The organism is Pantoea sp. X-Soil-TKNS-1207 (assembly GCF_059730485.1).
Genome location: NZ_AP035958.1, coordinates 2,146,513 through 2,169,191 on the forward strand (window position 1 = coordinate 2,146,513; position 22,679 = coordinate 2,169,191).

The window sequence follows — 22,679 nt, forward strand, 5'->3', positions numbered from 1 at the left end:
CAAGCGTTTTCTTAAGGAACTCAACATGGCGAAGTTTCGCGGTACTTATACGGTGTTGATTACACCGTTCACTCAGGATGGTTTAGCAATTGACGTGCCAGCATTAGAAAAGCTGGTCGATTGGCAAATTGAGCAGGGAATTCATGGGCTTATTCCGCTAGGCAGTACCGGTGAATTTTTATCCATGAGCCGTGAGGAGCGACAACTGGTCACCGAAACGGTGATTCGCACCGCAAGAGGGCGCGTACCGGTATTGATGGGCACGGGTGCCGAATGGACGCCAGAGTGCGTTGAGCTGAGCAAAGAGGCTGAGGCGATGGGCGCCGATGGCGTGATGATCATCCCGCCGTTTTACAGCTGCCCGAACGAGGACGAGCTGTTTGCCCATTACCGCGCCGTAGGTGAAGCCATCTCGATTCCCATCATGATTTACAACAACCCGGCGACCGCTAATGTCGATTTGCTGCCCCGCACCGTGGCGCGTTTATCGGAGATCGACACCGTCAGCTACATCAAAGAGTCCACGCTCGAAGTGACGCGCGTCCGCGACATCATCGAATTATGCGGCGACCGAATGAATGTGTTTGCGGGCATCCTCGGTTACGAATCGTTCTGGCTGGGCGCCTGCGGCTGGGTGGCTGTGGCGTCTAACCTGCTGCCAGCGCAGTGCGCAGGCATGTTTGAAGCGGCATGTGACCGTCTTGATCGCAACGAGGCACTCGCGCTGTACCACAAAATTCTGCCGGTGGTGCGTGCCGTCGGTGGGCCACATTATGTCGCCGCCAGCAAAGCGGGTTTAGCCATGATGGGGCTGGAGGTGGGTATCCCACGCGCGCCGCGCCTGCCGCTGGCCAGCAATTTGCAGCAGGTGCTGCGTCATGAATTAGAAAAACTCAATGTGCTGAACAGCTTTCAGCATTAATCCCCGGTCCACCTGAGCATATTCGGAGAATGTTTATGAAGGCGAAATTAACGTTGATTGCGGCTTTGTGCCTGTTTGCGCAAACCAGTTTTGCAGCCTGTACACCGGTGCAGGGCGCGAGTTTAGTCACGTCTGGCGAATTAAAGATGTCCACCAATCCCACCTTGCCGCCGCTGCAATATGTTGACGGCGAGGGCAAGCTGAAAGGGATGCGTATTGAGTTAGGCGAGGAAATTGCCAAACGTCTGTGTCTGAAACCGGACTATACCCGTATTGAATTTTCCGCCATGGTGCCCGGCTTGCAGGGCGGCCGCTGGGACATGATCAATACCGGTATTTTCTTCACGCCGGCACGCGCCAAAATGATGTACATGATCCCCTATGAAAGCCAGGCGATTAGCGTCTCCACGCTGCCATCCGGAAGCAGCAAAATCCAGAAAATTGAAGATCTTGCTGGTAAAAGCGTGGGTGTCGAGATTGGCGGTTTTGAAGAGACCACCATCAGAAAGATCAGCAAAGAGCTGGAAGCTAAAAATCTCAAACCTATTGATATTCATACCTTTGATAACTTCACCGTCGCCTTCCAGGCGTTACGCGCCCAGCAGGTGAGCGCGGTGATCGCTATCGATGCCGTGGCGGCGGATTATCAGCATAAAGGGATGTTCCAGCAGGTGCTTTCTGGCCTGGAACCGACGCCTGTCGCAATCGCCTTCAAAGACCCGCATCTTGCCGATGCTACGGCGCAGGTGCTGAATCAAATGAATGCCGATGGCAGTTTACCGGCGCTGTTTAAAAAGTACGGCGCGAAGATGATCACCGGAACCTTTAGTGTTCAGGGTCCCAACTCTTAATCGAAGGAAATTTGGCTATGATTCAGGGCTGGAGCTGGGAAGGGTACTTCCACTATCTCACCAACTATTTCATTTTTATGGGGGCGGTTAACACCGTCCTGTTAACCCTGGCCGGTATGGCTGGCGGTCTGGTGTTGGGGATTTTACTCGCCTTCGCCAGGCTCTCGCCCTGGTCCTGGATTAATCAGATTGCACGCGCCTATATCTGGGTGTTTCGCGGCACGCCGTTGCTGGTGCAGCTGATTATTATTTATACCGGCCTGCCGCAGATTGGCATCCGTTTTGGCGTTATCGAAGCCGTGGTGATGGGGTTAGTCCTCAATGAGGCGGCTTATCTGGCCGAAATTATTCGTGGTGGCGTGCAGGCGTTGCCCAAAGGGCAAATCAATGCGGCGAAAGCACTGGGTTTTAACCATTTCAATGTGGCGCGTTATGTCATTTTTCCGCAGACCATGCGGCTGATCCTGCCGTCACTGGGCAACAGCTTTAACGGGCTGCTGAAAACCACCTCGATCGCCTCGGTTATCTCCATGGAGGAGTTATTGCGTCGTACGCAGATATTGATGCAGGAGCAGTTTATGGTGCTGGAGCTGTTTATGGTTGCCGCCACCTATTATCTGATCCTCACCACGCTGTGGGATTTTCTGCAACGCAAAATCGAGCGTCACTACGCGAAAGCCTATCAGAACGCCAGCCACACCAGCGAGCCGGCAACGCCCAGCCTGAAAGAAGTTTCCAGCGCTTACACCAGGGAGACTCAACCATGACATCCTTTGATCTGATTATAAAAAATGCCGATATCGTCACCGCCGCCGACCGCTATCATGGCGACATTGGCATCCGCAATGGCCGCATCAGCGTGATTGCCGCCACTCTGGATGCTGCGCAGGCGCAGCAGGTGATTGATGCCAAAGGCAGAATGGTGACGCCGGGCGGGGTGGATGCGCATTGCCATCTTGACCAGCCCTCCACCGATGGCTCGGTAGGGGCCGATGATTTTATCAGTGGCACCCGGTCGGCGGCCTGTGGCGGTACCACCACCGTGATCCCATTCGCCATGCAGTTTAAAGGGCAAAGCCTGCATGAGGCGATCGCCGCTTATCATCAGCGCGCCGAGGGAAAGGCCTGTATTGATTACGCGTTTCACGTAATTATCACCGACGCCAGCCCGGAAATAATTGAAGAAATTCCGCAGGTTATCCAGCAGGGTTACACGTCATTTAAGATCTACATGACCTATGACGCCCTAAAGCTTACCGATCACCATATTTTGCATGTCCTGGAGGCGGCGCGGGAGTCGGGGGCTATCTCGATGATTCACGCGGAGAATGATGACTGCATCAGCTGGTTAACGGAGCGGCTGAAAAAGCAGGGCAAAACTGCGCCGCGTTATCATGCGCTGGCCCACTCGGCGATTGGTGAGCGGGAAGCCACGCATCGCGCGATTTCGCTGGCGGAACTGGTGGATGTGCCGATTTTGCTGGTCCACGTTTCCAGCCGCGCGGCGATTGAGCAGATCTACTGGGCGCGGGGCCAGGGGATCAATATCTTCTCCGAGACCTGCCCGCAGTATCTGTTCCTGACCGCCGAAGATCTGGGTATCGATGATAGTTTTCACGGCGCGAAATGTATTTGCAGCCCGCCGCCCCGTGATACCGATAGCCAGAACGCAGTGTGGAATGCCTTAGCCAACGGCACCTTTACGATTTTTTCCTCCGACCATTGCCCGTTTAATTTCGATGATCCGCACGGCAAGAAATTGCATGGCGATAAGGCATCATTCGATCAGGTGCCGAACGGCATCGCAGGCCTGGAAACGCGTCTGCCGCTGTTAATGAGTGCCGGGGTACTGGAAAACCGCATTTCAGCGCAGCGTTTTGTCGACCTGACTGCCACCGCACCGGCAAAACTGTACGGACTTTATCCGCAAAAAGGCACCCTTGCGGTGGGTTCCGATGCTGACCTGGTGATATGGGAGACCGGCATCGAAAAAACCATTACCCACAGCGCGTTGCATACCAATGCCGATCACACGCCTTATGAAGGCAAACAGGTGCAGGCGTGGCCCGCGGTGACTTTATCGCGCGGGGAAACGGTATGGTCTGACGGCGAGTTTCGGGGCAGGACAGGCGACGGTCAGTTTCTTGCCTGCGCCGTGCCTTTCCCTGTGAGAGGATAATCCGGTAAACTTACCCCCAATTTTATTCTTGGAAACTGCGTGAAGATGACTGACTACCAGGATCACACTCTTGCTGCGATTATGGCCGCTAAGCCCTTGTATATGAAGTCGGCTAGCCTGTCTGAGCAGGTCTATGCCTTGCTGAAAGAGTTAATTCTGGAGCGCAAGATTCCTGGCAGCAGCGAAATGCTGGAGTCCAGGCTGGCGGAAGAGTTGCAGGTCTCACGCACGCCAATGCGCGAAGCGCTGGTCAGACTGGCGGGGGAAAATCTGCTGGAACGACGCGGCGCGCGTTCCTATATGGTGCGCACCGTCGATATCAAAGAATATCTGGATACCATGGCGCTCAGAGAAGTGCTGGAAGCGGAAGCCGTGGGTAAGGCGCTGGATAAAATCAGCGCAGCTACCCTGGACAGCCTGATCAAAGAACTTCATGAGCTGATTGAGACCGACCCGGAGCAGGAACATCTCTACTGGCGCTTTGATGAAAAACTGCATAACACCATTGCCGAAGCCAGCGGTAATCTGGTGCTGGCGCAGGTGTTAAAAGGGTTAAGGGTCAATGTTCGTCTATTCCGTTTGCATAGCCCGTTGCATCGCCAGCGCGAAAACCACGCCGAACATCTTGACCTGTTGAATGCCATGCGCGAAGGGAATCGGGAAAAAAGCCTGGCTTCAATTCGCAATCACATCATCAACTTGCGCAACGATGTGATCACCTCTCTCTGATAATTTCCTGATTTTACCGTGCCGCCATTGTGCGGCACGCAATCATACCGGCCCCCGCGCGCGGGCAAACGTTTCTGCCAAACCCAGGCTGATTTGCACGCAAATATGTTAATTCACCGCCGATAAATCCCCCTCATCTGTTTAGCACATCACTTAATCTGAACGTCAGCCTTCGGATAAAAATCAGGAATGACGCAATATGAAAGTGCAGAAATTAGAACAACCCGCATCGATTGCAGTGTTAGAGCCATGGGGAAGCGTTGATGGATTGCCGGATACACCCGGCATTACGTTATCCGGCATCCAGAAAGTGATACCCGGTAAGGAAGATATCGACACCGGTATTTTTGAATGCAGCGCGGGGAGCTATCGCCGCTCGGTGCAGCAGGCGGAAATTATGCATTTCCTCAGCGGCAGCGGATCATTTACCCCAGACGGCGAGGCGACGTTAACCTTTCAGGCTGGCGACACCTTCTTCTTTGCCGAAAATACGCAGGGCACCTGGCTGGTTGACGCGCCGATGCGCAAACTCTACGTCATTTTTGATGCCAGCTGAGCAGGTGGCGCTACGTGAATTCTGAGTAGAGAGCAGGGGATTTACCGGCAACTTTTCACGTAGCGTTGCCTGTCACGCACGCGTTTTAGCTCATCAACCCGGCACCGACGTTGATCGATAATCCCAGAATCGCCAGATTGAATAAAAAGGAGATCACTGACTGTAGCAGCGTAATTTTACGCATGTCAGTCGTGCCGGTTGCGACATCAGCGGTTTGTGAGGCCACCGCGATGGTAAAAGAGAAGTAGAGAAAATCCCAGTAGTCGGGGTCCGCAGGCTTTTCAGGGAAGATCATCGGCGTGACCTCTTCGCTGCGATTGAGATAATGATGATGCGCGTAGTGCATGGCGAAAGAACTTGGCAGCAAGGCCCATGACACAATCAATGTCGTCGCCGTGAGCAATAGATGCAGCACGCGCGGCGTTCCTGAAAGTTGCTTCAGGGTTGATAGCTCGATCAGGATCGCCAGGATACTGATCATACAAGCCAGAATGACCATGCCCAAAACCAGTGTGGCACTTTGGTCCTGTATTTTGGCGATACGCTGAATCTCATCCACGTTGGTGCGTAACATCCGAAACCAGAGAAAAATCAGATATAGCCACGCCAGTACATTCCAGCCAATTAACAACCGTTGCAAAATGCCCAGCTGCGCAGGAAGTAGCAAAAAGCAAATCGCGCCGGCGATGATGGAAATCAGCAGCCGAAGGCGGGCTTGCAGGTGAGTCATAAGAGAAAAACGCATGATGTAAGTTACTTAGCAAAAGAGTGATAGCCTAACTGTAGACGATAGTGGTTTGGATTGTCGGCGGGTCTGGGACGTTAATCCGCCTGTAATGCAGAGGTTGGCAGGTAATTCAGCGAGCAGGCCAGGAAGATAATCAATCCTTACGTACAGATGCCTGGGCATTAAATTAACGCTTCGCTTAAATCATTTTTCAGAATAATAGTGCCATTTATCATCAGAGTAAAATTTTTTTCAATTCGTGCTATCGACAACTATTTACAGCGACTATATTTACCCCTAGGCTGATTTTATATTGAGGTAGACATGTTTCTTAACTACTTCGCACTGGGTGTTCTTGTATTTGTGTTTATTGTCATTTTTTATGGCATTATCGTCCTGCACGATATTCCCTATCTTATAGCTAAATCACGCAACCATCCTCATGCAGATGCTATTCATGTTGCCGGTTGGGTTAGCCTTTTTACGCTCCATGCTATTTGGCCATTTCTATGGATATGGGCGACGTTGTATCGTCCGGAGCGAGGATGGGGAATGCAACACTCGTATGAAACGCTGGAAGAACTCAAAATTCGTGTTACGCAACTGGAAATAAAACAAGGCATATCCAACAAACCTCCGGCGGAGTAACCTTATGGATCTCCTCATTATTATGACCTATGTAGCAATTGCATGGGCAATATTTAAGATATTTAAAATACCGGTAAATAAATGGACAGTGCCAACTGCTGTATTGGGAGGCGTTTTTATCGTTGGCGCTCTTATTCTGTTTATGAATTATAACCATCCTTATACAGCACTGGCACAGAAAGCAGTAATATCCATACCCATTACACCTCAGGTTACGGGAGTTGTTACTGAAGTCACCGATAAACAGAACATGTTAATTAAAAAAGGCGACATGCTATTTCGGTTAGACAACACACGTTACCAGGCCAGGGTTGATAGATTACATGCCGATATGACCACGGCTATTCATAATATTCAAAGTATGAAAGGGCAACTGGAAGAAGCCATTGCCAATACTAAACATGTTACCGCCGATCGCGATCGTCTGTTTGAAGATTACCAACGTTATTTGGCAGGAAGCAGGGCGAAAGTGAATCCTTTTTCTGAAAAGGATATTGATAACGCCCGGCAAAACTTTCTCGCCCAGGATGCCTTAGTCAAAGGTTCTCTGGCTGAACAGGCGCAGATTGAAAGCCAGCTTAACAGTGTGGTTAATGGTGAGCAGTCACAGATTGTCAGTCTGCGAGCGCAGCTGGCCGAAGCGCAATACAATCTTGATCAGACCGTGGTGCGCGCGCCGAGCGATGGCTACGTCACGCAGGTTCTTATTCGTCCCGGAACCTATGCAGCGGCCTTGCCACTGCGCCCGGTGATGATTTTCATCCCCGATCAAAAGCGGCAGATTATCGCGCAATTCAGACAAAATTCATTGCTGCGTCTGAAATCAGGGGATGAAGCCGAAGTTGTCTTTACCGCGCTTCCCGGACAGGTCTTTCCCGGCAAATTAACCCGTATTCTTCCGGTCGTGCCGGGAGGAACCTATCAGGCGCAGGGTACACTTCAGTCGCTGACTATCACCCCCGGCAGCGATGGGGTACTGGCCGTGATTCAGCTGGAACCCAATGCGGATGTTGATGCGTTGCCCGATGGCATCTTTGCGCAGGTAGCCGTTTATTCCGATCACTTCACCCATGTTTCGGTTATGCGTAAGGTTCTGCTGCGTATGACCAGCTGGATGCATTACCTTTATCTAGACCATTAACTATTCGCGACCAGAACGAGCCAGCCAGAGCTGGCTCGGGTAACAAATCCCCCCCACAACGTCTTTTCTCTTCCTTGGTTAGTCACTGGCATTACTGATAATATCCCGGGATGACAACCGGCTGGCAGGTTCGATGTCAGCCTGCGGGCTTATAAAAATCAGGAAAGCCATGAACAACGTTACGGTCAGAAGTCAGATCGAAAGTTTTTACCGGACCCTACATTCCGCTGAAAAAAAGGTGGTGGATTACATTCTTCAGTACCCCGCTGATGTTGTTAATTTCAGCGTGACGGAGCTGGCGGAGAAAAGTAAAGCCAGCGAGGCAACCATTGTTCGTGCCTGCAAAAAGATTGGGTATCAGGGGTATTACCAGCTGAAAATCGCGCTGGCGAAAGATGTGGTGAACCCGGATAACAGCTACCCGGAAGAGCTGGACCGAGATAACATGTCCTCTCTCGCCGCCTACTTAATGAAGAAGCAAGCCGACGATCTGGCGAATTCGGCAAAATTTATTGACGAGGAAACCCTCAAGGTGGCGCTGAAACTGATAGAAAGCTGTGACACGCTGTTCTTCTATGGCGCGGGCAACTCTACGCCGCTGGCGTTGTACGGCGCGTACAAATTCAGTCAGCTTGGTATCAAAACCGTGGCCCATATTGGCCCGGAAATGCAGATCAATTCAGCCTACACCATGGGCAAAAAAGACGTCGCATTTGGCATATCGAATTCCGGCAGTACCAACCAGATGATAGATATTTTCAATATTGCGCGTAAGCGCGGCTGCCGCTCCATCAGCGTGACGAACTACGCTAAATCCCCGCTTTCCAAGTTGTCTACCTGTCAAATCACTACCGCCGTCAGCGATAAAATTTTCTTCGAGGCATTTGATTCAACGCGGGTTCCTGCCATGGGCGTAATTGACACTCTCGTACTGCTGTTCATGCATTTCAATAAAGAACGCTACGAGATGTACCGTGAGAGAGAAGAGTTTTTGGGGTCGAAATTCAAAGCCTGAAAAGGGGCGGATCCCCCTCGGGCATGTGCTGGATTTATCCGTTCTCGCTTAATTTTCTCCGCAATGAAAAACGGTGCGGAAGTCCGCACCGTGATAAATCAGGGATTATTTCGCCGCGGCCAGGTTGCCATCGACGGAGGGTTCTCTGCGCGGGGCGCGCATGGCGTCTTTTATCTCATCGCGAAGGATTTGTGATTTTCCGCCAAAGATGACCTGAACGCCGCCATCACCGAGTTTAACCAGACCGGCAGCACCCAGGGCTTTAAGGCGTTTATCATCAACCTTACTGTCATCAACCAGCGCCAGGCGCAGACGGGTGGCGCAGGCATCCACATCTTCAATGTTCTCAAAACCACCAATGGCACCGACGATGGCATAGGGACGCTCAGTACGTGCCAGTGGCGCCTCAACGACAACTTCCTCTTCTTCACGACCCGGCGTTTTAAGGTTCAGTTTGCGGATTAACACGCGGAAGAAGGTGTAGTAAATCACGGCATAACCGGCACCCGCCACAATCGCGAGATACCACGGCGTACGGTTAGGCAACACGCCGTTGAGGACGAAATCGATCAGGCCACCGGCAAACGGGTGACCGATATGCACGTTCAGCATATGCATCAATACGAAGGAAGAGGCATACACAAAAATGTGAATGATATAGAGCACTGGCGCCGCAAACAGGAAGGCATATTCCAGCGGTTCAGTGATACCAGTGACGAAGCTGGTGAGGGCAGCAGAGAGCAGCAGGCCCTTGATCATTTTACGACGTTCCGGACGTGCTTCCTGATACATAGCCAGTGCGGCGGCAGGCAGACCAAACATCATGATAGGGAAACGACCTGACATAAACAGCCCCGCGGTCAGCGGCACGCCATCGCGTAACTGGGCGAAGAAGACAGGAATGTCACCGGTCACAAGCTGTCCGCTTTTGGTCACATATTCACCAAAGTTATAGTAGAACGGTACGTTCCAGATATGGTGCAGGCCAAAGGGGATTAATGAGCGTTCGCCGACGGCATAAATGAAAGCCGCCAGGCTCGCATTGTGTCCGCTGGTCACGAAGGTGGAAAGCGATGTCAGACCATGCTGTACCGGGATCCACAGCCATGGCAGCACCCAGCCCACGGCGATCGCCACTGCTGCCGTGACGATGGGCACAAAACGCTTACCGCCGAAGAAGCCGAGAAACTGCGGCAGCTCGATGTTATGGAAACGCTTGTATAAAAAGTAAACGAAGATAGCAACCAGCAGCCCGCCGAATACCCCTGTCTGCAAGGTTGGGATGCCGAGAATACTGGCGTAAGCGCCTTTGCTGGCCGCAATGCTGGCGTCCGTAATGCCCAGCCGTGTGCCCATGGTGGCGTTGAGAATCATGTAACTTGTGATGGCAGACAGGGATGAAGAACCATCGCCGGTCAAACCGATAACAATACCGACGCAGAACAGCAGGGGAAGGTTTTGGAACACCAATCCACCACAGTTAGCAAGCAAGTCAATATTGAAAGAGGTGCCGATCGCCAGAATCAGGCCAGCAGCAGGAAGGATCGCGATGGGAAGCATCAGCGCGGATGAGAATTTCTGTAATGCTTTGAAATTTAATAGTTGTATGCGTTTGGTTGTCATTATATTCACCCGGGGTAAGGATAAGTGCTCTGGTGTCATAATCCCGCTCAAAGCGGTATCAGGGTTTACTCGAGATTGGCGTGGCGCTTAAAAAGCTTCTCTTCCGGTTCCTCTGATTCATCCACAGCCTGCATTATCAACGAGTCACCAATAACCAATAGTGCCTGTTCATAAAGTGAAGCCATGGGTTGAGCAGAGCTGAATCCTGAACCTTGATGATTTTTGGCAGGGGCGTTGATACCCACAACGACATCACAAAACTGCGTGATTTTTGACGATGTATTGGTTGTCAGAACGGCAACGGTACCCCCGAGGGAGTGGGCTTTTTCTGCCAGCGCAACCAGATGTGCCGTCTCGCCAGATGCAGAAGAAATAATAAACAGGTCACCACGCCCAAATCCTGGTGTTACGGTTTCAGTCAGAAAGTTGACTTCTTTTCCGAGATGCATCAGCCGCATGGTGAAGGCTTTCATCGAAAAACCAGCACGTCCGAGTCCATAGCAAAAAATGCGCTGGCAGCGGTAGATAGCCGACAACAGGGATGCGCAGTCTTTCTCGCTGACGGTTTCTCGTATGTGTTCCAGTTCCCCGATGATGATGTCGAAATATTTTTTCGTACCCATGATGCACCTCAAGAAATAATCTTTCATGGACGAAGATATTCTATGAAAGATTATTTCTCGACGGCTGGCTTACGATTTTGCCACATGCTTCACAAAAAATTTACACGTCAGGGCTGGACATGTTCAAAATGAACAAGCCAATCCTGCGTTTTTCTCAAGCGGAAAAATCTATTAAATTCAGTGGGTAACAACGTGCTTAGCAGAAGGCTAATGCCGGAGAAAGCTTCTACTGTCGCGATCAGCGGATGTCGAACCATGCTCCACTGAAATCGATCCAGCCGAGTTCACTGGTGAAACCGGTGGTCGTACCCGGAATCTGATCGCGATCGACAATGTGGTAAACCAGCGGAATAAACCAGCGCTGCGCCGTCCAGTGGCGGACAAGTTTCTCTAAAGACGCCGCACAGGGTAATTCGCCTGCATCGATAAGCCGGCCAGTCTCTGATCGTTCGATGATCCAGTCGCGACCGCAGCGTTCAAGAATGGGATCTGACTGAACCCAGGCGTTGGCGGTGTAATCACTGGCATCGTCAATCACCACATTGCTGAGCCAGAGATCGACCCCCGTGGGCGGGGCGGTGAAAAACGCCTGGTAGGATTTTACGATTAACCGGCAACGGATACCGTAACGTTCCAGGATGCTGATAATCCCTTCGGCATGTCTGGCCAGTTCAGGCTGCTCAAAGGTTGCCAGCGTTATTTCACGATGCATCTTCTGCCGGATAGGGGGCACGATATCCAGTATCCGGTGATACCAGCCCGGCAGCAGGCCCTGGGCGACCGAAAGAGAGAGATGCATTCTGCGGGTGTGGGAGGAATTTTTAAGAATATCAACCGGCTGGAGTACATGGTTGAGGAAAATACGATCCTCTTCAGAGCTGAAGCTGCCATTGCCGTCAACGACAAGAAAGCAGGAACCTTTCTCGATTCGTTCATCACGGCCGGGCTGCGCTGCCAGCTGCATACCCTGATAAAAAACCTGAATGCGCCCCATGTCCAGAATGTCAGATTCGATTTTCATGATACTGACTTCATCAATCACCGGCCGCACCCCGTAATACCAGGGATTAACCCGCATCACGAGGCTGAAATCATCATGGCTTTTTACCTGCCAGTGGCCGGTATAAAGCGTTTTGCCCCGGCTGCTGCCGTAAATCAGTGCCGGAGCGTGGGAAAGAAGATTTGCGAAATTCAGGTTGGGCTGGCTGAGCGTAAAACGAATGCGCTGTCTGTCCGTGACGGTAATTTTCGCCACGTTTTGAAACTGACGTGAGAATACCGGGGAACGGCGGAGTGCGCTGATACACCGCTCTACGTCGGAAGCGCCCAACGGAGAGCCGTCAGAAAACTTGAGTCCGCTTTTGAGATAGAAATCCCATGATGTGCCGGTGCCGTCGTGTTCCCAGTGGTGGGCAAGATCGGGGACCACCTGTTTCTGTGCCGCATCGAAGCGGGTCAGCCCTGAGAAACATTGGCGCAGCAGATGCCGCTCCGTTCTGCGCTGAGGCTTCCAGGGTTCGAGGGCGCTGATGCTGCGATACCAGGGCACCCGGATGATGCGGTTTTCTCCTTCAATGACGGCGCCAAGATGTTCACTGAGCTGCTTCTCCAGCGTTTCGCTGTCTCTGCCGCCCAGGCTGAGGATCTCTGCCAGCCTGCCACTTTGCAGCAGCCTGTTCAGTTCTTCCTGCGGCAAATGCTCGGCCGCGCGCAGAAAAACCAGCCTCGACGTCCGACCGCGTCCCCGTGCTGGTTCCCAGCGGATCCAACCCAGCGTATTCATTTCCCCGAGCAACAGCCGCACATTGCGTGACGTGCAGCCTAGCACCTCGGTCAGCTCAGAAACCATCACACTGATATCCCGCTCCGGATGAAAGCGCCGCTGGAGTCGGATGTACTGGTCATGCAGCCTTGAGAGTTTTACGGCCATTATTCTTCCGGTTTAATTCGCGCAGGGTCGAGTGTATGTGTGAGTTAAATCACATTTATCCGGCATTTCAGATTAAAACCGGAAGTAAACTGGCGTGATTTTTTCAGTTTTCCGTTTTTTCAGCAAGCCAATAATAGCGGCAGATGCATATTGCCAACGAGCGTTATGCCAAACAGAAATCAGGATAATTGAGGTACCGCCATGTTTGCTGAAGAAAAGAAACTGCGTGTTGGTGTGCTGGGATGCGGACCGATTTCGCAGGCTGGTCATTTCGAAGCCTGCACCAAAGCCTGCAACGCCGAACTCTACGCCATCTGCGATGCTGCTGATGATTTGCGCGAGCGGATGAAAGCAATCTGGCAGCCGACGGTGGCTTACGCGGATTACCAGCAGATGCTGGATGATGAAAATGTTGATGCCATTATCATCGCAACAGCTGATGCGTTCCACATTCCGCTGGCGATTATGGCGGTTAACGCCGGTAAACATGTTCTGTGCGAGAAGCCGTTAGGTATCACCATCGATGAGTGCGAAGAGCTGGTCAGTGTCGTAAGAAAAACTGACCGCCTGTTCCAGATTGGCCATATGAAACGTTTCGATGGCGGTATTGAAGCCGCGCGCGATTTTATCCAGACCGAAATGGGCCAGCTGGTTGCCTATAAAGGCTGGTACTGTGATAACAGCCAGCGCTACCTCACTATCAATGCGGTTCAGCCGCAGGTGATCCTGAGTGAAGCCAGGCGCAAACCGAAAATTGCACCGAAAGCCGACCTGCAACAATACAACCTGCTGTCCCACGGCAGCCATCTTATCGACACCGCAATGCACCTGGTGGGTGACATCACCGAAATCGAAGCCCATTACCTGAAACGCGCGGGCCATCAGAGCTGGTTTATGAACGTTGCCTTTGCCGATGGCACCATGGGCCATCTCGACCTGACTCTGGGTGTCCATATGGACTGGCATGAAGGCTTCCAGATTTATGGTGAGAATGGCAGCGTGGTAGCGAAAACCTATAACCCGTGGTTCTACAAATCCAGCGATGTGGATATCTTCAGCAAAGCCACCGGCAATTTCACCCGCCCACTGGCTGCGGATGGTCAGTTCTATCGCCGTCAGCTGGAAGCCTTTGCAGACTGCATTCTCAATGAGAAGCCGATTACACGCGCGGCAACGCTGGAAGAGGGGCTGCGTACGGTGAAAACCATGGTGGCGATTCAGGAATCAACCCGTACCGGTAAATCCGTACGCGTTGCTGATGCAAGAGGATCAGTCTGATGGATAAGGGTATTTTTTCCAAAACGTTCAGCACCGAGAACGTAGACCAGAACTTCGCGCTTATCGCCAGCCTCGGCTATCAGGCTACGCAGTTCAATTTTTCCAGTGCCGGACTGAAGGCCGTACCGGAAGCCATTCCCAAACGCGTGATTGAACAAATCCGTCAGGCGGCAAAAAAGCACAACGTTCGACTGGAAGCGATTTCAGCGACGTTCAATATGACCCATCCCGATGCCGTGGTGATTGATCATGGTATGGCATGTCTGGATGCCATTTGTGCGGCGGCAGAAATGCTGAATTGCCCTCTGGTGACGCTCTGCACCGGCAGTATGGACCCTGACGATCAGTGGCGTTTCCATCCGGAAAACGACAGTCAGCACGCATGGGATACGTTGGTCGTTTCGATGGGTAAAGCGCTGAGCATCGCAGAGAAATATGGTGTGGTATTGGGCATTGAGCCAGAGCTGGCCAATGTGGTTAACTCCGCGAGCAAGGCGCGTCGCCTGATTGACGAGATGGGCAGCCCGTTACTCAAAGTGATTTTCGACCCGGCAAACCTGTTTGAAGAAGCCACCCCTGAACAGCAGCATCATGTGGTGTTGCAGGCGCTTAATCTGCTTGGGCCGGATATCGTGATTGCCCATGCTAAAGACCGTGCCCCTGATGGTTCCTTCACCACGGCTGGCCGTGGCGTACTCGACTACGATTTTTATCTTACGCGTTTGCGGGAAACGGGCTTTGACGGCTGCGTGGTGACACATGGTCTGGCCGCTGAAGAGGCGGGAGAGGTTTCCCGTATGCTCGACAGATACCTTCACACGGCGTAAGGGGAAAATCATGCTGCATAACTTCCAGCATAAGGGGCTGAACTTCAGTTATTACGACAACCAGGTTGAAGGTCCGGTGATCCTCTTTCAGCACGGTCTTACCGGCGATTACAGACAGACCCATTCTACATTTATCGATGAGCGGCATCGTCTTATCACCCTGAATTGCCGTGGGCATGGTGGATCCGATCTTGGCCCCGTCTCTGACCTCAGCATCAGCACCTTCGCGGCTGACGTCATTGCCTTGCTTGATCACCTTAAGCTGGACACTGTTTCTGTAGCGGGTATTTCTCTGGGCGCGGCAATGTGTGCGGTTCTTGCCGCACGTCATCCGGAAAGGATCAGGTCCGCCACCCTGGTCCGGCCGGCTTTTCACGTCAAACCTATGCCGGAGAGCCAGCAGGTGCACAGCGTTATCGCCAACTATATCGACATATATGGCACGCGTGCAGGGCTGGAACATTTCAAAAATACCGAGATATTTCAGTCGCTTTCCCTTAAATCACCGGACAACGCCAGTTCGTTGATCGCGATGTTTTCCCTCAACCCGAATCTTGTGATTCCCTTACTGCGGATGATGACCTCAGGTGATCCCGGTTTTGACTCCGAACGGCTGAGAAATTCAGGCATCCCATTTCGGGTCATTGGAACGCTTTACGATGAGATCCATCCGTTGTCTAAAGCCGAGCGAATCTGTGAAGACCTGCGCCTGGAGCGGGTTGATATAGCCTATCCAAAAGGGCTGAACAGGGCACGTTACAACCGTGATATTACCGACGTAATCATCAGCAATATCCTTTGATTCAATCTCCCTGCGTACGGCCAGAAAGTGAATATTCTGGCCCCCTGACAACGCTCATAAGGTCCTTCATGAAAGACGAACACAACCCGGAAGCCCTGATGAAACGCATGTTTCTGGCCGCTATTGAGTCCGCCCAGCCGCAGCACACTATCCCCACATATCTTGCAAACATGACCAGTGGAAAACTTCTGGTTATTGGTGCGGGTAAGGCGTCGGCGGCGATGGCCAAAGCCGTTGAGGATCACTGGAAAGGCGAGCTGAGCGGGGTGGTAGTAACGCGTTACGGATATGCCGTTCCTTGCCAGCATATTGAGATCATTGAGGCAGCACATCCGGTTCCTGATGAAGCAGGCCTGCTGGCGGCAAAACGCATCCTGTCTGCCGTCAGCGACCTTTCTGAGAATGACACCGTGCTGTGCCTGATATCTGGCGGTGGTTCGGCGCTGTTGTCGCTGCCGCTGGAAGGTATATCGTTGGCGGAGAAGCAGGAAATTAACCGCAAATTGCTGCGATCGGGCGCGACTATCCGCGAAATGAACTGTGTCCGACGCCATCTCTCGGCGGTCAAGGGAGGCAGGCTTGCGGCAGCATGTTATCCGGCAAAGCTGGTGACGCTGATGATTTCCGATGTTCCGGGTGATGATCCCTGCGATATCGCGTCTGGTCTGACCGTCGCCGATCCGACGACTTGCCAGGACGCACTGGCCATTTTGCAGCGTTATCGAATTGCTATTGCACCGCATATTGAATCTCTGCTGGCATCCGGCGCTGCCGAGAGCATCAAACCCGGCGACATCCGCTTGCAGCGCACGGAAACCCATCTTATATCTACGCCGATGATGGCGCTAAAAGAGGCTGCCGGAATTGCGGAGCAAGAGGGGATCCCGGCTTTTATCCTGAGCGATCGTCTGGAGGGGGAGGCGCGTGATGTCGGTAAGGTCATGGCGGGCATTGCCTTGCAAGTCTCAGACAGTGGGCATCCGTTCCCGAAGCCCTGTGTGTTGCTGTCTGGCGGGGAAACCACCGTCACAGTCAGAGGACAAGGTCGCGGTGGACGCAACGTAGAATATCTCCTTTCGATGGCGATTCAGCTTGCCGGGCAGGCAGGTATCTGGGCACTTGCCGGTGATACCGACGGCGTTGACGGCCAGGAAGAGATTGCCGGAGCCAGCATTACACCGGACACTCTCCTCAGAGCGCAGGAAGCCAATATCAATGCCAGAGCGGCACTGGACAATAATGACGGGCACAGTTTTTTTGCAACCCTCGGCAGTTCCGTTATCACAGGGCCGACGCTGACCAACGTCAACGATTTCCGCTGTGTGGTGATTTACTAAATAGCGTGCGGTAAGCATCAGAAGGCGCACGGAGAAGTTAAGGGACAGTTTGTGCAGCGTTTGACTGGTCAGCATGGTTCAGACGCGGCAACGCCTCAGGCAGGCAGCCGTTAACATCAGTGGCGTGACAGGGTAACGCAACAGGCGCGATAAATCGCGCCGCTTTGTTGTTTATGGGCTGCGTAAGCAAAGGAAAGTGATGAGAGGAGCGGGACGTAGATTTAAGCGAATAGCTTATTTAACATAATATACATTATGCGTCATTGTTGATGCTGGCTACATTGGGCTGTCCACCTCGGTTTCAGTATGGGAAAAACGTCTGCGATTCGTATGTGGTCACATAACCCGATCTCTCTCATCACCCTGTTTAACCACTAATGAACCGCTTTGACGCCGCTACGTAAAAATTACGTCGTCTTCAGCTACACATCGTCGTAGAAAACGATAATCAGGTGGACACAATTCCTGTGCCACCCAGCCGGTGCGACCTCGGTTTACAAAACCTGTCAGCATAAAACCTGCTGTTGCCATTTCCGCGCAGTATTTTTTGCTGCTTCTGCGCCAACTCTTCCTCACTCAGATCGGTGATATCGGCGTAAGGTAAAATGAAGCATGTCTTCATCAGACCATTTGTCGCGAGTTATGGATCGCGATCAAAGATGAAAACCACCGGAGCGAAGCGCCGCGCCCGTCAAATGGCCGGAACCTTTGTCCATCTTTCTCAACGATGTGAAGCGTGCCAGCCAATAACTAACAATCAACCCCAGCCTGAAAAGATGCTGCCATCGCCCTGCTCTTTGGCATCGACTAAAGAAAGGAAAAAATCAGCACCGTTTAAATAGATCTTGTTCGAAAATGGCTTTTATTTATTTTGCGTATAAAAACATTTTCGCAGGCTAGAATTATCTTGCTCACCCCCCTCTGTTTCTCGGCTAAAGCCGTCTCTTTCCAATAGCTCATATATGCAAATAATTATAAATTCCCCCCGGAGTTAGCTGATAAAACCATTAATTAACGTTTGGGATGTTTTATATTTGTTATGAAAGATATTAATAAGTCGAGAAGAAAGTTAATTGTCGGCAGTGGTGCCGTTGCCGCCGGTACTATGCTTACCGGAGGTGTGTTTACTAAATCGGCCATTGCACAATCATTGGTCAATGGTGTGTCCTTCGAAGAATATGATATTCCAGGGGTGTCCAGCGCGGCTCCTTATCTGGCTCTTCCTAATACAGCCAAGGTTATACTTCGTCAACAGATTACTGATTTAATAAAGTTCCGTCTTGAAAAAAGTTTTGGCCCATTAATTGGCAAGGTATTTGGAAAAGCAACGCTGGGGGCTATCGCTCCTGTTGTAATGATATTGTTCGATCTTATGTTCCCCTCCGGAATAACGATGGAGGGTGTAAGAGAAGAGATCGATAAGCGCATAAAATCTGCTCTGGATGAGTATGAGTTCACGCAAATGCAGAAAAAATTCCTTGCATTAATTGATGCATATTCCTTGCGCATGGAATCAGTCAGGGCAAATAACTCTGGTAATACCGACGAATCCACATGGAGCTTAGGGTTGCCTTCTGAGTGGGAAGCATTAATTTTTTGCTGCCTGGAAATAAAAAACTATTTTTATAATAACGATTCCTTTACCAGGCATTATGAGGCCGCATCACTGGTAAATGACTTCAATAGTATCTATATGTTGGCACTTAACTCACGTTTGCAATGCTTCAAAGATGGCGATGACGTTGGAAAAACAGTAGAGCTGATTGAAGAGTTACTTCAGGGGCAATACAAATATCTTGAGAAGTTAACAAATATTGGTTATTTGGGAGTCCACTCATCAAGAGATATAGCGATAACTGATTGGGGTACTCCAATTGGTCAATGGCGCACAGCGAATACTTATCCTTCCGGTAATCCTAATACCAATTCAACATCACTGTCTGGCTATGATAAATATGATACTATTCGTTGGACACATGATGTAATCCGAGAACGTGCTCGGTTGTATAACCTCCTTAATACGGATGTCATCAACATGTGTGAAACACATTCGATAGTTGTTAATAGCTTTAATTCGCTATTTGGCAAGAACCTACCGGATGCAAAAAACATGATTAAGCTGTTTATTGAGAATAATTATGTTGGGCCGGTAAATGACGCGTTTCGTAAATCTCCATATGTGGACGGAGGTGGTTATGCAGGATTGACTTTGCCTACATTCAGTAAAGAGGTTGTCTCTGGGGATGCACCATTTACAGGGAATGATTGCTTCGCATTGATTTCGCATAAATCTTCAGCGTTATTGATGGCTCTAACACCTGGCGATTATCCTAATATTGTCACACCAGGTTCTACAGACAGCCTTGGTATTGATGTACTTTTTGCAAAAGTTCCGCGTGGCTTAAGGGTTATTTTTTATTCTGAGCCTAACTTTGGTGAATATTACAATGATGGCAGCGATGAGGTTCACTATAAAGGCAACACCTATTTGAAACCCTTAGAAGGCGTTACCGATTTTTCAGATAACGGTAAGGTCCCCAGCTTTAAAGTGAAAAGCATGAAAATCCGTGTTGACCCTGCACACTGGTTCAGCGAAATAAAAGAGAAAACGGTGGGTCGTGTTCCCCTGGTGGAATATGAATATAAGGGCGGCGATGTCTGGACAACCGGGCCGATGATGATGGCAGAAAAAAGCGTAACCACACGCACTGAACCATCAAATGATAAAACACGCGAAACCAGACGCTCCCGTATGCGGAGAGGTTAACGTCACTTAACCAGCGGCGTGCAATCCTGCACGCCCTAATTTAATTATCACCTGATACAGAGGAGTATATATGGGTGGCATCAGTATCTGGCAGTTATTAATTATCGCTGTCATTGTTGTTCTTCTTTTTGGCACAAAAAAATTGAGTTCATTGGGCGCTGACCTCGGGGCATCTATTAAAGGTTTTAAAAATGCCATGGGCAGCGAAACTGATAAACCGGAAAACAGTGCTGCATCCCAACAGGACGCAGATTTTCCTCCGCACTCACTGTCTGAAAAGCAGGATGCTACGGATAAAGGCGCAATTAAACGCCACGAAAAAGAGCAGGTGTAATCCGTGTTTAATACTGGCATCAGTGAACTGTTGCTGGTGAGCATCATTGGCCTTGTTGTGCTCGGGCCAAAACGCCTGCCGGTTGCAGTAAAAACGGTAACTGGCTGGATCCGGGCAGTACGTTCGCTGGCTTCATCAGTGCAAAACGAACTGGCTAAGGAGTTAAAAATACAGGAGTTTCAGGAAAGCCTGAGAAAAGTCGAACAGACAAGCCTGAACAGCCTTTCGCCAGCACTAAAAGAGTCAATTGATGAGCTACGCGATACGACAGAATCCGTGAAGCGCTCCTGTTTGCATACGCCAGAGCAGGTTGATGATGAACCTTATCCGCCGCATACAGAGAGTGAGACACAGCAGGAGGATGTCATCCCGCACCCTGTGGAAGCAGCGACGACGGACATGCCTGAGATAGCCGATACTACAGCGGTGCAGCCGGAAGAGAACATTATATTCAGGCCATGCTCAGAGACATCGGTTCTGAAATCCTCCCTGAAATCCGAATAAAATCATTATTATGAACACTGAAGACACTCAACCCCTGATTTCACATCTGACGGAGCTGCGCAAGCGGCTCCTCAACTGCCTTGTTGCAGTCCTGGTGATTTTTTTGTCTCTGGTCTTTTTTGCCAACGATATTTACCAGCTGGTCTCTGCCCCGCTGATAAAACATATGCCAGCCGGATCGACCATGATTGCCACGGACGTGGCTTCGCCCTTCTTCACGCCGATTAAGCTGACCTTAATGGTTTCGCTGGTCCTCGCTGTTCCGGTGATCCTTTATCAGGTGTGGGCATTTCTGGCACCGGCCCTCTATAAACATGAGCGGCGACTGGTGTTACCGCTGCTGATTTCCAGCTCCCTGCTGTTTTATATCGGTATGGCGTTTGCCTATTTTGTGGTGTTCCCGCTGGCGTTTGGTTTCCTGACTCACACGGCACCGGCAGGCGTACAGGTTTCAACCGATATTGGCAGCTATCTCGACTTTGTCATTAGCCTGTTTATCGCCTTTGGCGTGTCGTTTGAGGTTCCGGTGGCAATCGTCCTGCTGTGCTGGATTGGCGTCACCACGCCGGGGGATTTGTGCAGCAAGCGTCCGTATGTGTTAGTTGGGGCCTTTGTGGTTGGCATGGTACTGACGCCGCCGGATGTGTACTCTCAGACACTACTGGCTGTTTCCATGTACTGCCTGTTTGAAATGGGGATATTTTTCGCGCGGTTCTACAGCGGCAAACAGATGCACCCGGAATCAAACCAGGGCTAGTCAACCCGCAGCATTGTCGTTTCACCCTCCGTAATCGCCAGCTCAAATAACCTGAAATTCGTATGCTTACCGATGAGATGGGCAAGATCGGGGGAATGGCTGGTCAGCCATAACTGGGAGTAGCGGCTGGCTTCCGCGATCAGTTTTGCCAGGGCCGGCAGCATCTGCGGATGGAGACTATTCTCGGGTTCATTCAATGCAATAAACCCCGGCGGACGAGGACTTAGCAACGCCACGGTCAGACAAAGAAATCTGAGAGTGCCGTCTGACATTTCTCTCATTTCCAGCGGGCGCGCCAGACCTTTGCGATTCATATAGAGCTGGAATCTGGCTTTGTCATTAACGCAAAAGAAGGCGCAGTCGGGAAAAGCCTCCGCCAGAATTTCAGTGAGAAGTTCACTGTCTCCAATCTCGACAATGGTCTGAAAAGCAGCGGCCAGATTCGCTCCGTTCCCGGCCAGCACCGGCGAACGGTAGCCGGGTTGAGGCGATCGCAAAACCGAATGTTTTGAGATGCTGAAATCATGATAAAAACGCCAGTTGCGGAACGTTTCCCTGATAGTGGACACCTCAGGATAAAGATGAGGGTCGCTCAACTGGCTGAAAACGGATTCATTCTCGTAAATATGTTCGGTCAGAGTGACTTTATTGCCATTGATGTCCGTGAGATTAACTGCCTGATTCCGTCTTTTCATCACCTGTGAAGAGGGTCTCCGGCGCTGATCGGCCAGCCAGATGCCCTCTTCTTTCACCACCGGATCGAGTTCGAACTGGGTGGGATATGGCAGCTTGTCGGGATAACCGATCTGGATTTCATACTCAAAATGCTCCAGCTCGCAGCCAAGAATTAAGCGGTACGGATTTGCCATCAGAGATTTACTTCTGCGTGATCCTGACCACATCACATTTTCAATCCCGCCTTCATCAGAAAGCTCATAAGCAAGGGTGCCACTGGCACCACAAGATATCAGATTGATGGCTTTATAAATGTTTGATTTTCCGCAGCCGTTTGGTCCGAAGACCACATTCAGATTTCCCATTTCAAACGCTATCTCCTTCACTGAACGATAGTTTTGCATATGGAAGGATTTGATCATGGCCTGCTGCTCCGGAGAAAATGACGCGAAAG

General features: G+C 51.1%; 22 protein-coding genes. 17 read left to right on the forward strand and 5 right to left on the reverse strand.

Going from position 1 to position 22,679, the window contains the following annotated elements:
* The first annotated feature begins 25 nt into the window (after positions 1-25).
* The 6 genes from AC6I8V_RS10060 to AC6I8V_RS10085 all read left to right on the forward strand — a co-directional run bounded on the left by AC6I8V_RS10060 (position 26) and on the right by AC6I8V_RS10085 (position 5,237).
* Entirely contained in the window at positions 26-922 is an 897-nt protein-coding gene (locus AC6I8V_RS10060; protein ID WP_497845721.1) for a dihydrodipicolinate synthase family protein, read from the forward strand.
* Between the two features lie 35 nt (positions 923-957).
* The gene (locus tag AC6I8V_RS10065) at positions 958-1,773 is read left to right on the forward strand and encodes an ABC transporter substrate-binding protein (protein WP_497845722.1); all 816 of its coding nucleotides are present in this window, start codon (positions 958-960) and stop codon (positions 1,771-1,773) included.
* Between the two features lie 17 nt (positions 1,774-1,790).
* Positions 1,791-2,540 carry an amino acid ABC transporter permease gene (locus AC6I8V_RS10070; RefSeq protein WP_497845723.1) on the forward strand — a complete coding sequence of 250 codons (750 nt, stop codon included), beginning with the start codon at positions 1,791-1,793 and terminating at the stop codon, positions 2,538-2,540.
* A complete protein-coding gene (gene hydA, locus AC6I8V_RS10075) occupies positions 2,537-3,952 on the forward strand; it encodes a dihydropyrimidinase (RefSeq protein WP_497845724.1) in 1,416 nt (471 codons plus the stop codon). The genes AC6I8V_RS10070 and hydA overlap by 4 nt, the downstream gene beginning before the upstream one ends.
* Positions 3,953-3,997: 45 nt before the next feature.
* Positions 3,998-4,681 (forward strand): GntR family transcriptional regulator, encoded by a 684-nt coding sequence (locus AC6I8V_RS10080; RefSeq protein WP_497845725.1) that lies wholly within the window; start codon positions 3,998-4,000, stop codon positions 4,679-4,681.
* 199 nt (positions 4,682-4,880) lie between these two features.
* The gene (locus AC6I8V_RS10085) at positions 4,881-5,237 is read left to right on the forward strand and encodes a cupin domain-containing protein (RefSeq protein ID WP_497845726.1); all 357 of its coding nucleotides are present in this window, start codon (positions 4,881-4,883) and stop codon (positions 5,235-5,237) included.
* An 85-nt stretch (positions 5,238-5,322) separates the two neighbouring features.
* On the opposite strand, the gene AC6I8V_RS10090 is transcribed toward AC6I8V_RS10085, so the two are convergent.
* A complete protein-coding gene (locus AC6I8V_RS10090) occupies positions 5,323-5,982 on the reverse strand; it encodes a DUF1345 domain-containing protein (RefSeq protein ID WP_497845727.1) in 660 nt (219 codons plus the stop codon).
* 306 nt (positions 5,983-6,288) lie between these two features.
* On the opposite strand from AC6I8V_RS10090, the gene AC6I8V_RS10095 reads away from it, so the two are divergent.
* The 3 genes from AC6I8V_RS10095 (at position 6,289) to AC6I8V_RS10105 (ending at position 8,768) form a co-directional block, all read left to right on the forward strand.
* Positions 6,289-6,612 (forward strand): DUF3302 domain-containing protein, encoded by a 324-nt coding sequence (locus tag AC6I8V_RS10095; protein ID WP_497845728.1) that lies wholly within the window; start codon positions 6,289-6,291, stop codon positions 6,610-6,612.
* 4 nt (positions 6,613-6,616) lie between these two features.
* Positions 6,617-7,753, forward strand: a complete 1,137-nt coding sequence (locus AC6I8V_RS10100) for an HlyD family secretion protein (RefSeq protein ID WP_497845729.1) — start codon at positions 6,617-6,619, stop codon at positions 7,751-7,753.
* A gap of 169 nt (positions 7,754-7,922) precedes the next feature.
* Entirely contained in the window at positions 7,923-8,768 is an 846-nt protein-coding gene (locus AC6I8V_RS10105; RefSeq protein WP_497845730.1) for a MurR/RpiR family transcriptional regulator, read from the forward strand.
* 105 nt (positions 8,769-8,873) lie between these two features.
* Here AC6I8V_RS10105 and ptsG read toward each other — a convergent pair whose 3' ends face one another.
* The 3 genes from ptsG to AC6I8V_RS10120 form a co-directional block, all read right to left on the reverse strand.
* On the reverse strand, positions 8,874-10,391 hold the full coding sequence (ptsG, locus tag AC6I8V_RS10110) for a glucose-specific PTS transporter subunit IIBC (RefSeq protein WP_497845731.1): 1,518 nt from the start codon (positions 10,389-10,391) through the stop codon (positions 8,874-8,876).
* Positions 10,392-10,456: 65 nt separating this feature from the next.
* Positions 10,457-11,014: a 6-phospho-3-hexuloisomerase gene (gene hxlB / locus AC6I8V_RS10115; protein WP_497845732.1), complete on the reverse strand. Its 558-nt coding sequence runs from the start codon at positions 11,012-11,014 to the stop codon at positions 10,457-10,459.
* A 238-nt stretch (positions 11,015-11,252) separates the two neighbouring features.
* Positions 11,253-12,944, reverse strand: a complete 1,692-nt coding sequence (locus tag AC6I8V_RS10120; protein ID WP_497845733.1) for an SgrR family transcriptional regulator — start codon at positions 12,942-12,944, stop codon at positions 11,253-11,255.
* A gap of 201 nt (positions 12,945-13,145) precedes the next feature.
* Between AC6I8V_RS10120 and AC6I8V_RS10125 the strand changes: the two genes are divergently transcribed.
* From AC6I8V_RS10125 to tatC, 8 genes are all read left to right on the forward strand, one after another.
* A complete protein-coding gene (locus tag AC6I8V_RS10125) occupies positions 13,146-14,222 on the forward strand; it encodes a Gfo/Idh/MocA family protein (RefSeq protein ID WP_497845734.1) in 1,077 nt (358 codons plus the stop codon).
* The gene (locus AC6I8V_RS10130) at positions 14,222-15,049 is read left to right on the forward strand and encodes a sugar phosphate isomerase/epimerase family protein (RefSeq protein WP_497845735.1); all 828 of its coding nucleotides are present in this window, start codon (positions 14,222-14,224) and stop codon (positions 15,047-15,049) included. The genes AC6I8V_RS10125 and AC6I8V_RS10130 overlap by 1 nt, the downstream gene beginning before the upstream one ends.
* A gap of 10 nt (positions 15,050-15,059) precedes the next feature.
* On the forward strand, positions 15,060-15,851 hold the full coding sequence (locus AC6I8V_RS10135) for an alpha/beta fold hydrolase (protein WP_497842152.1): 792 nt from the start codon (positions 15,060-15,062) through the stop codon (positions 15,849-15,851).
* Positions 15,852-15,919: 68 nt separating this feature from the next.
* Positions 15,920-17,188 (forward strand): glycerate kinase type-2 family protein, encoded by a 1,269-nt coding sequence (locus tag AC6I8V_RS10140; protein WP_497842153.1) that lies wholly within the window; start codon positions 15,920-15,922, stop codon positions 17,186-17,188.
* A gap of 1,039 nt (positions 17,189-18,227) precedes the next feature.
* Entirely contained in the window at positions 18,228-19,955 is a 1,728-nt protein-coding gene (locus AC6I8V_RS10145; protein ID WP_497842154.1) for a hypothetical protein, read from the forward strand.
* Positions 19,956-20,025: 70 nt separating this feature from the next.
* Positions 20,026-20,289: a Sec-independent protein translocase subunit TatA gene (locus tag AC6I8V_RS10150; protein ID WP_497842155.1), complete on the forward strand. Its 264-nt coding sequence runs from the start codon at positions 20,026-20,028 to the stop codon at positions 20,287-20,289.
* A gap of 3 nt (positions 20,290-20,292) precedes the next feature.
* Positions 20,293-20,793: a Sec-independent protein translocase protein TatB gene (tatB, locus tag AC6I8V_RS10155; RefSeq protein ID WP_497842156.1), complete on the forward strand. Its 501-nt coding sequence runs from the start codon at positions 20,293-20,295 to the stop codon at positions 20,791-20,793.
* A 10-nt stretch (positions 20,794-20,803) separates the two neighbouring features.
* Positions 20,804-21,550 carry a Sec-independent protein translocase subunit TatC gene (tatC, locus tag AC6I8V_RS10160; RefSeq protein WP_497842157.1) on the forward strand — a complete coding sequence of 249 codons (747 nt, stop codon included), beginning with the start codon at positions 20,804-20,806 and terminating at the stop codon, positions 21,548-21,550.
* Here the strand turns inward: tatC and AC6I8V_RS10165 are convergent.
* Positions 21,547-22,647, reverse strand: a complete 1,101-nt coding sequence (locus AC6I8V_RS10165; RefSeq protein WP_497842158.1) for an AAA family ATPase — start codon at positions 22,645-22,647, stop codon at positions 21,547-21,549. The two genes, tatC and AC6I8V_RS10165, sit on opposite strands and share 4 nt — an antisense overlap.
* Positions 22,648-22,679: the final 32 nt, after the last annotated feature.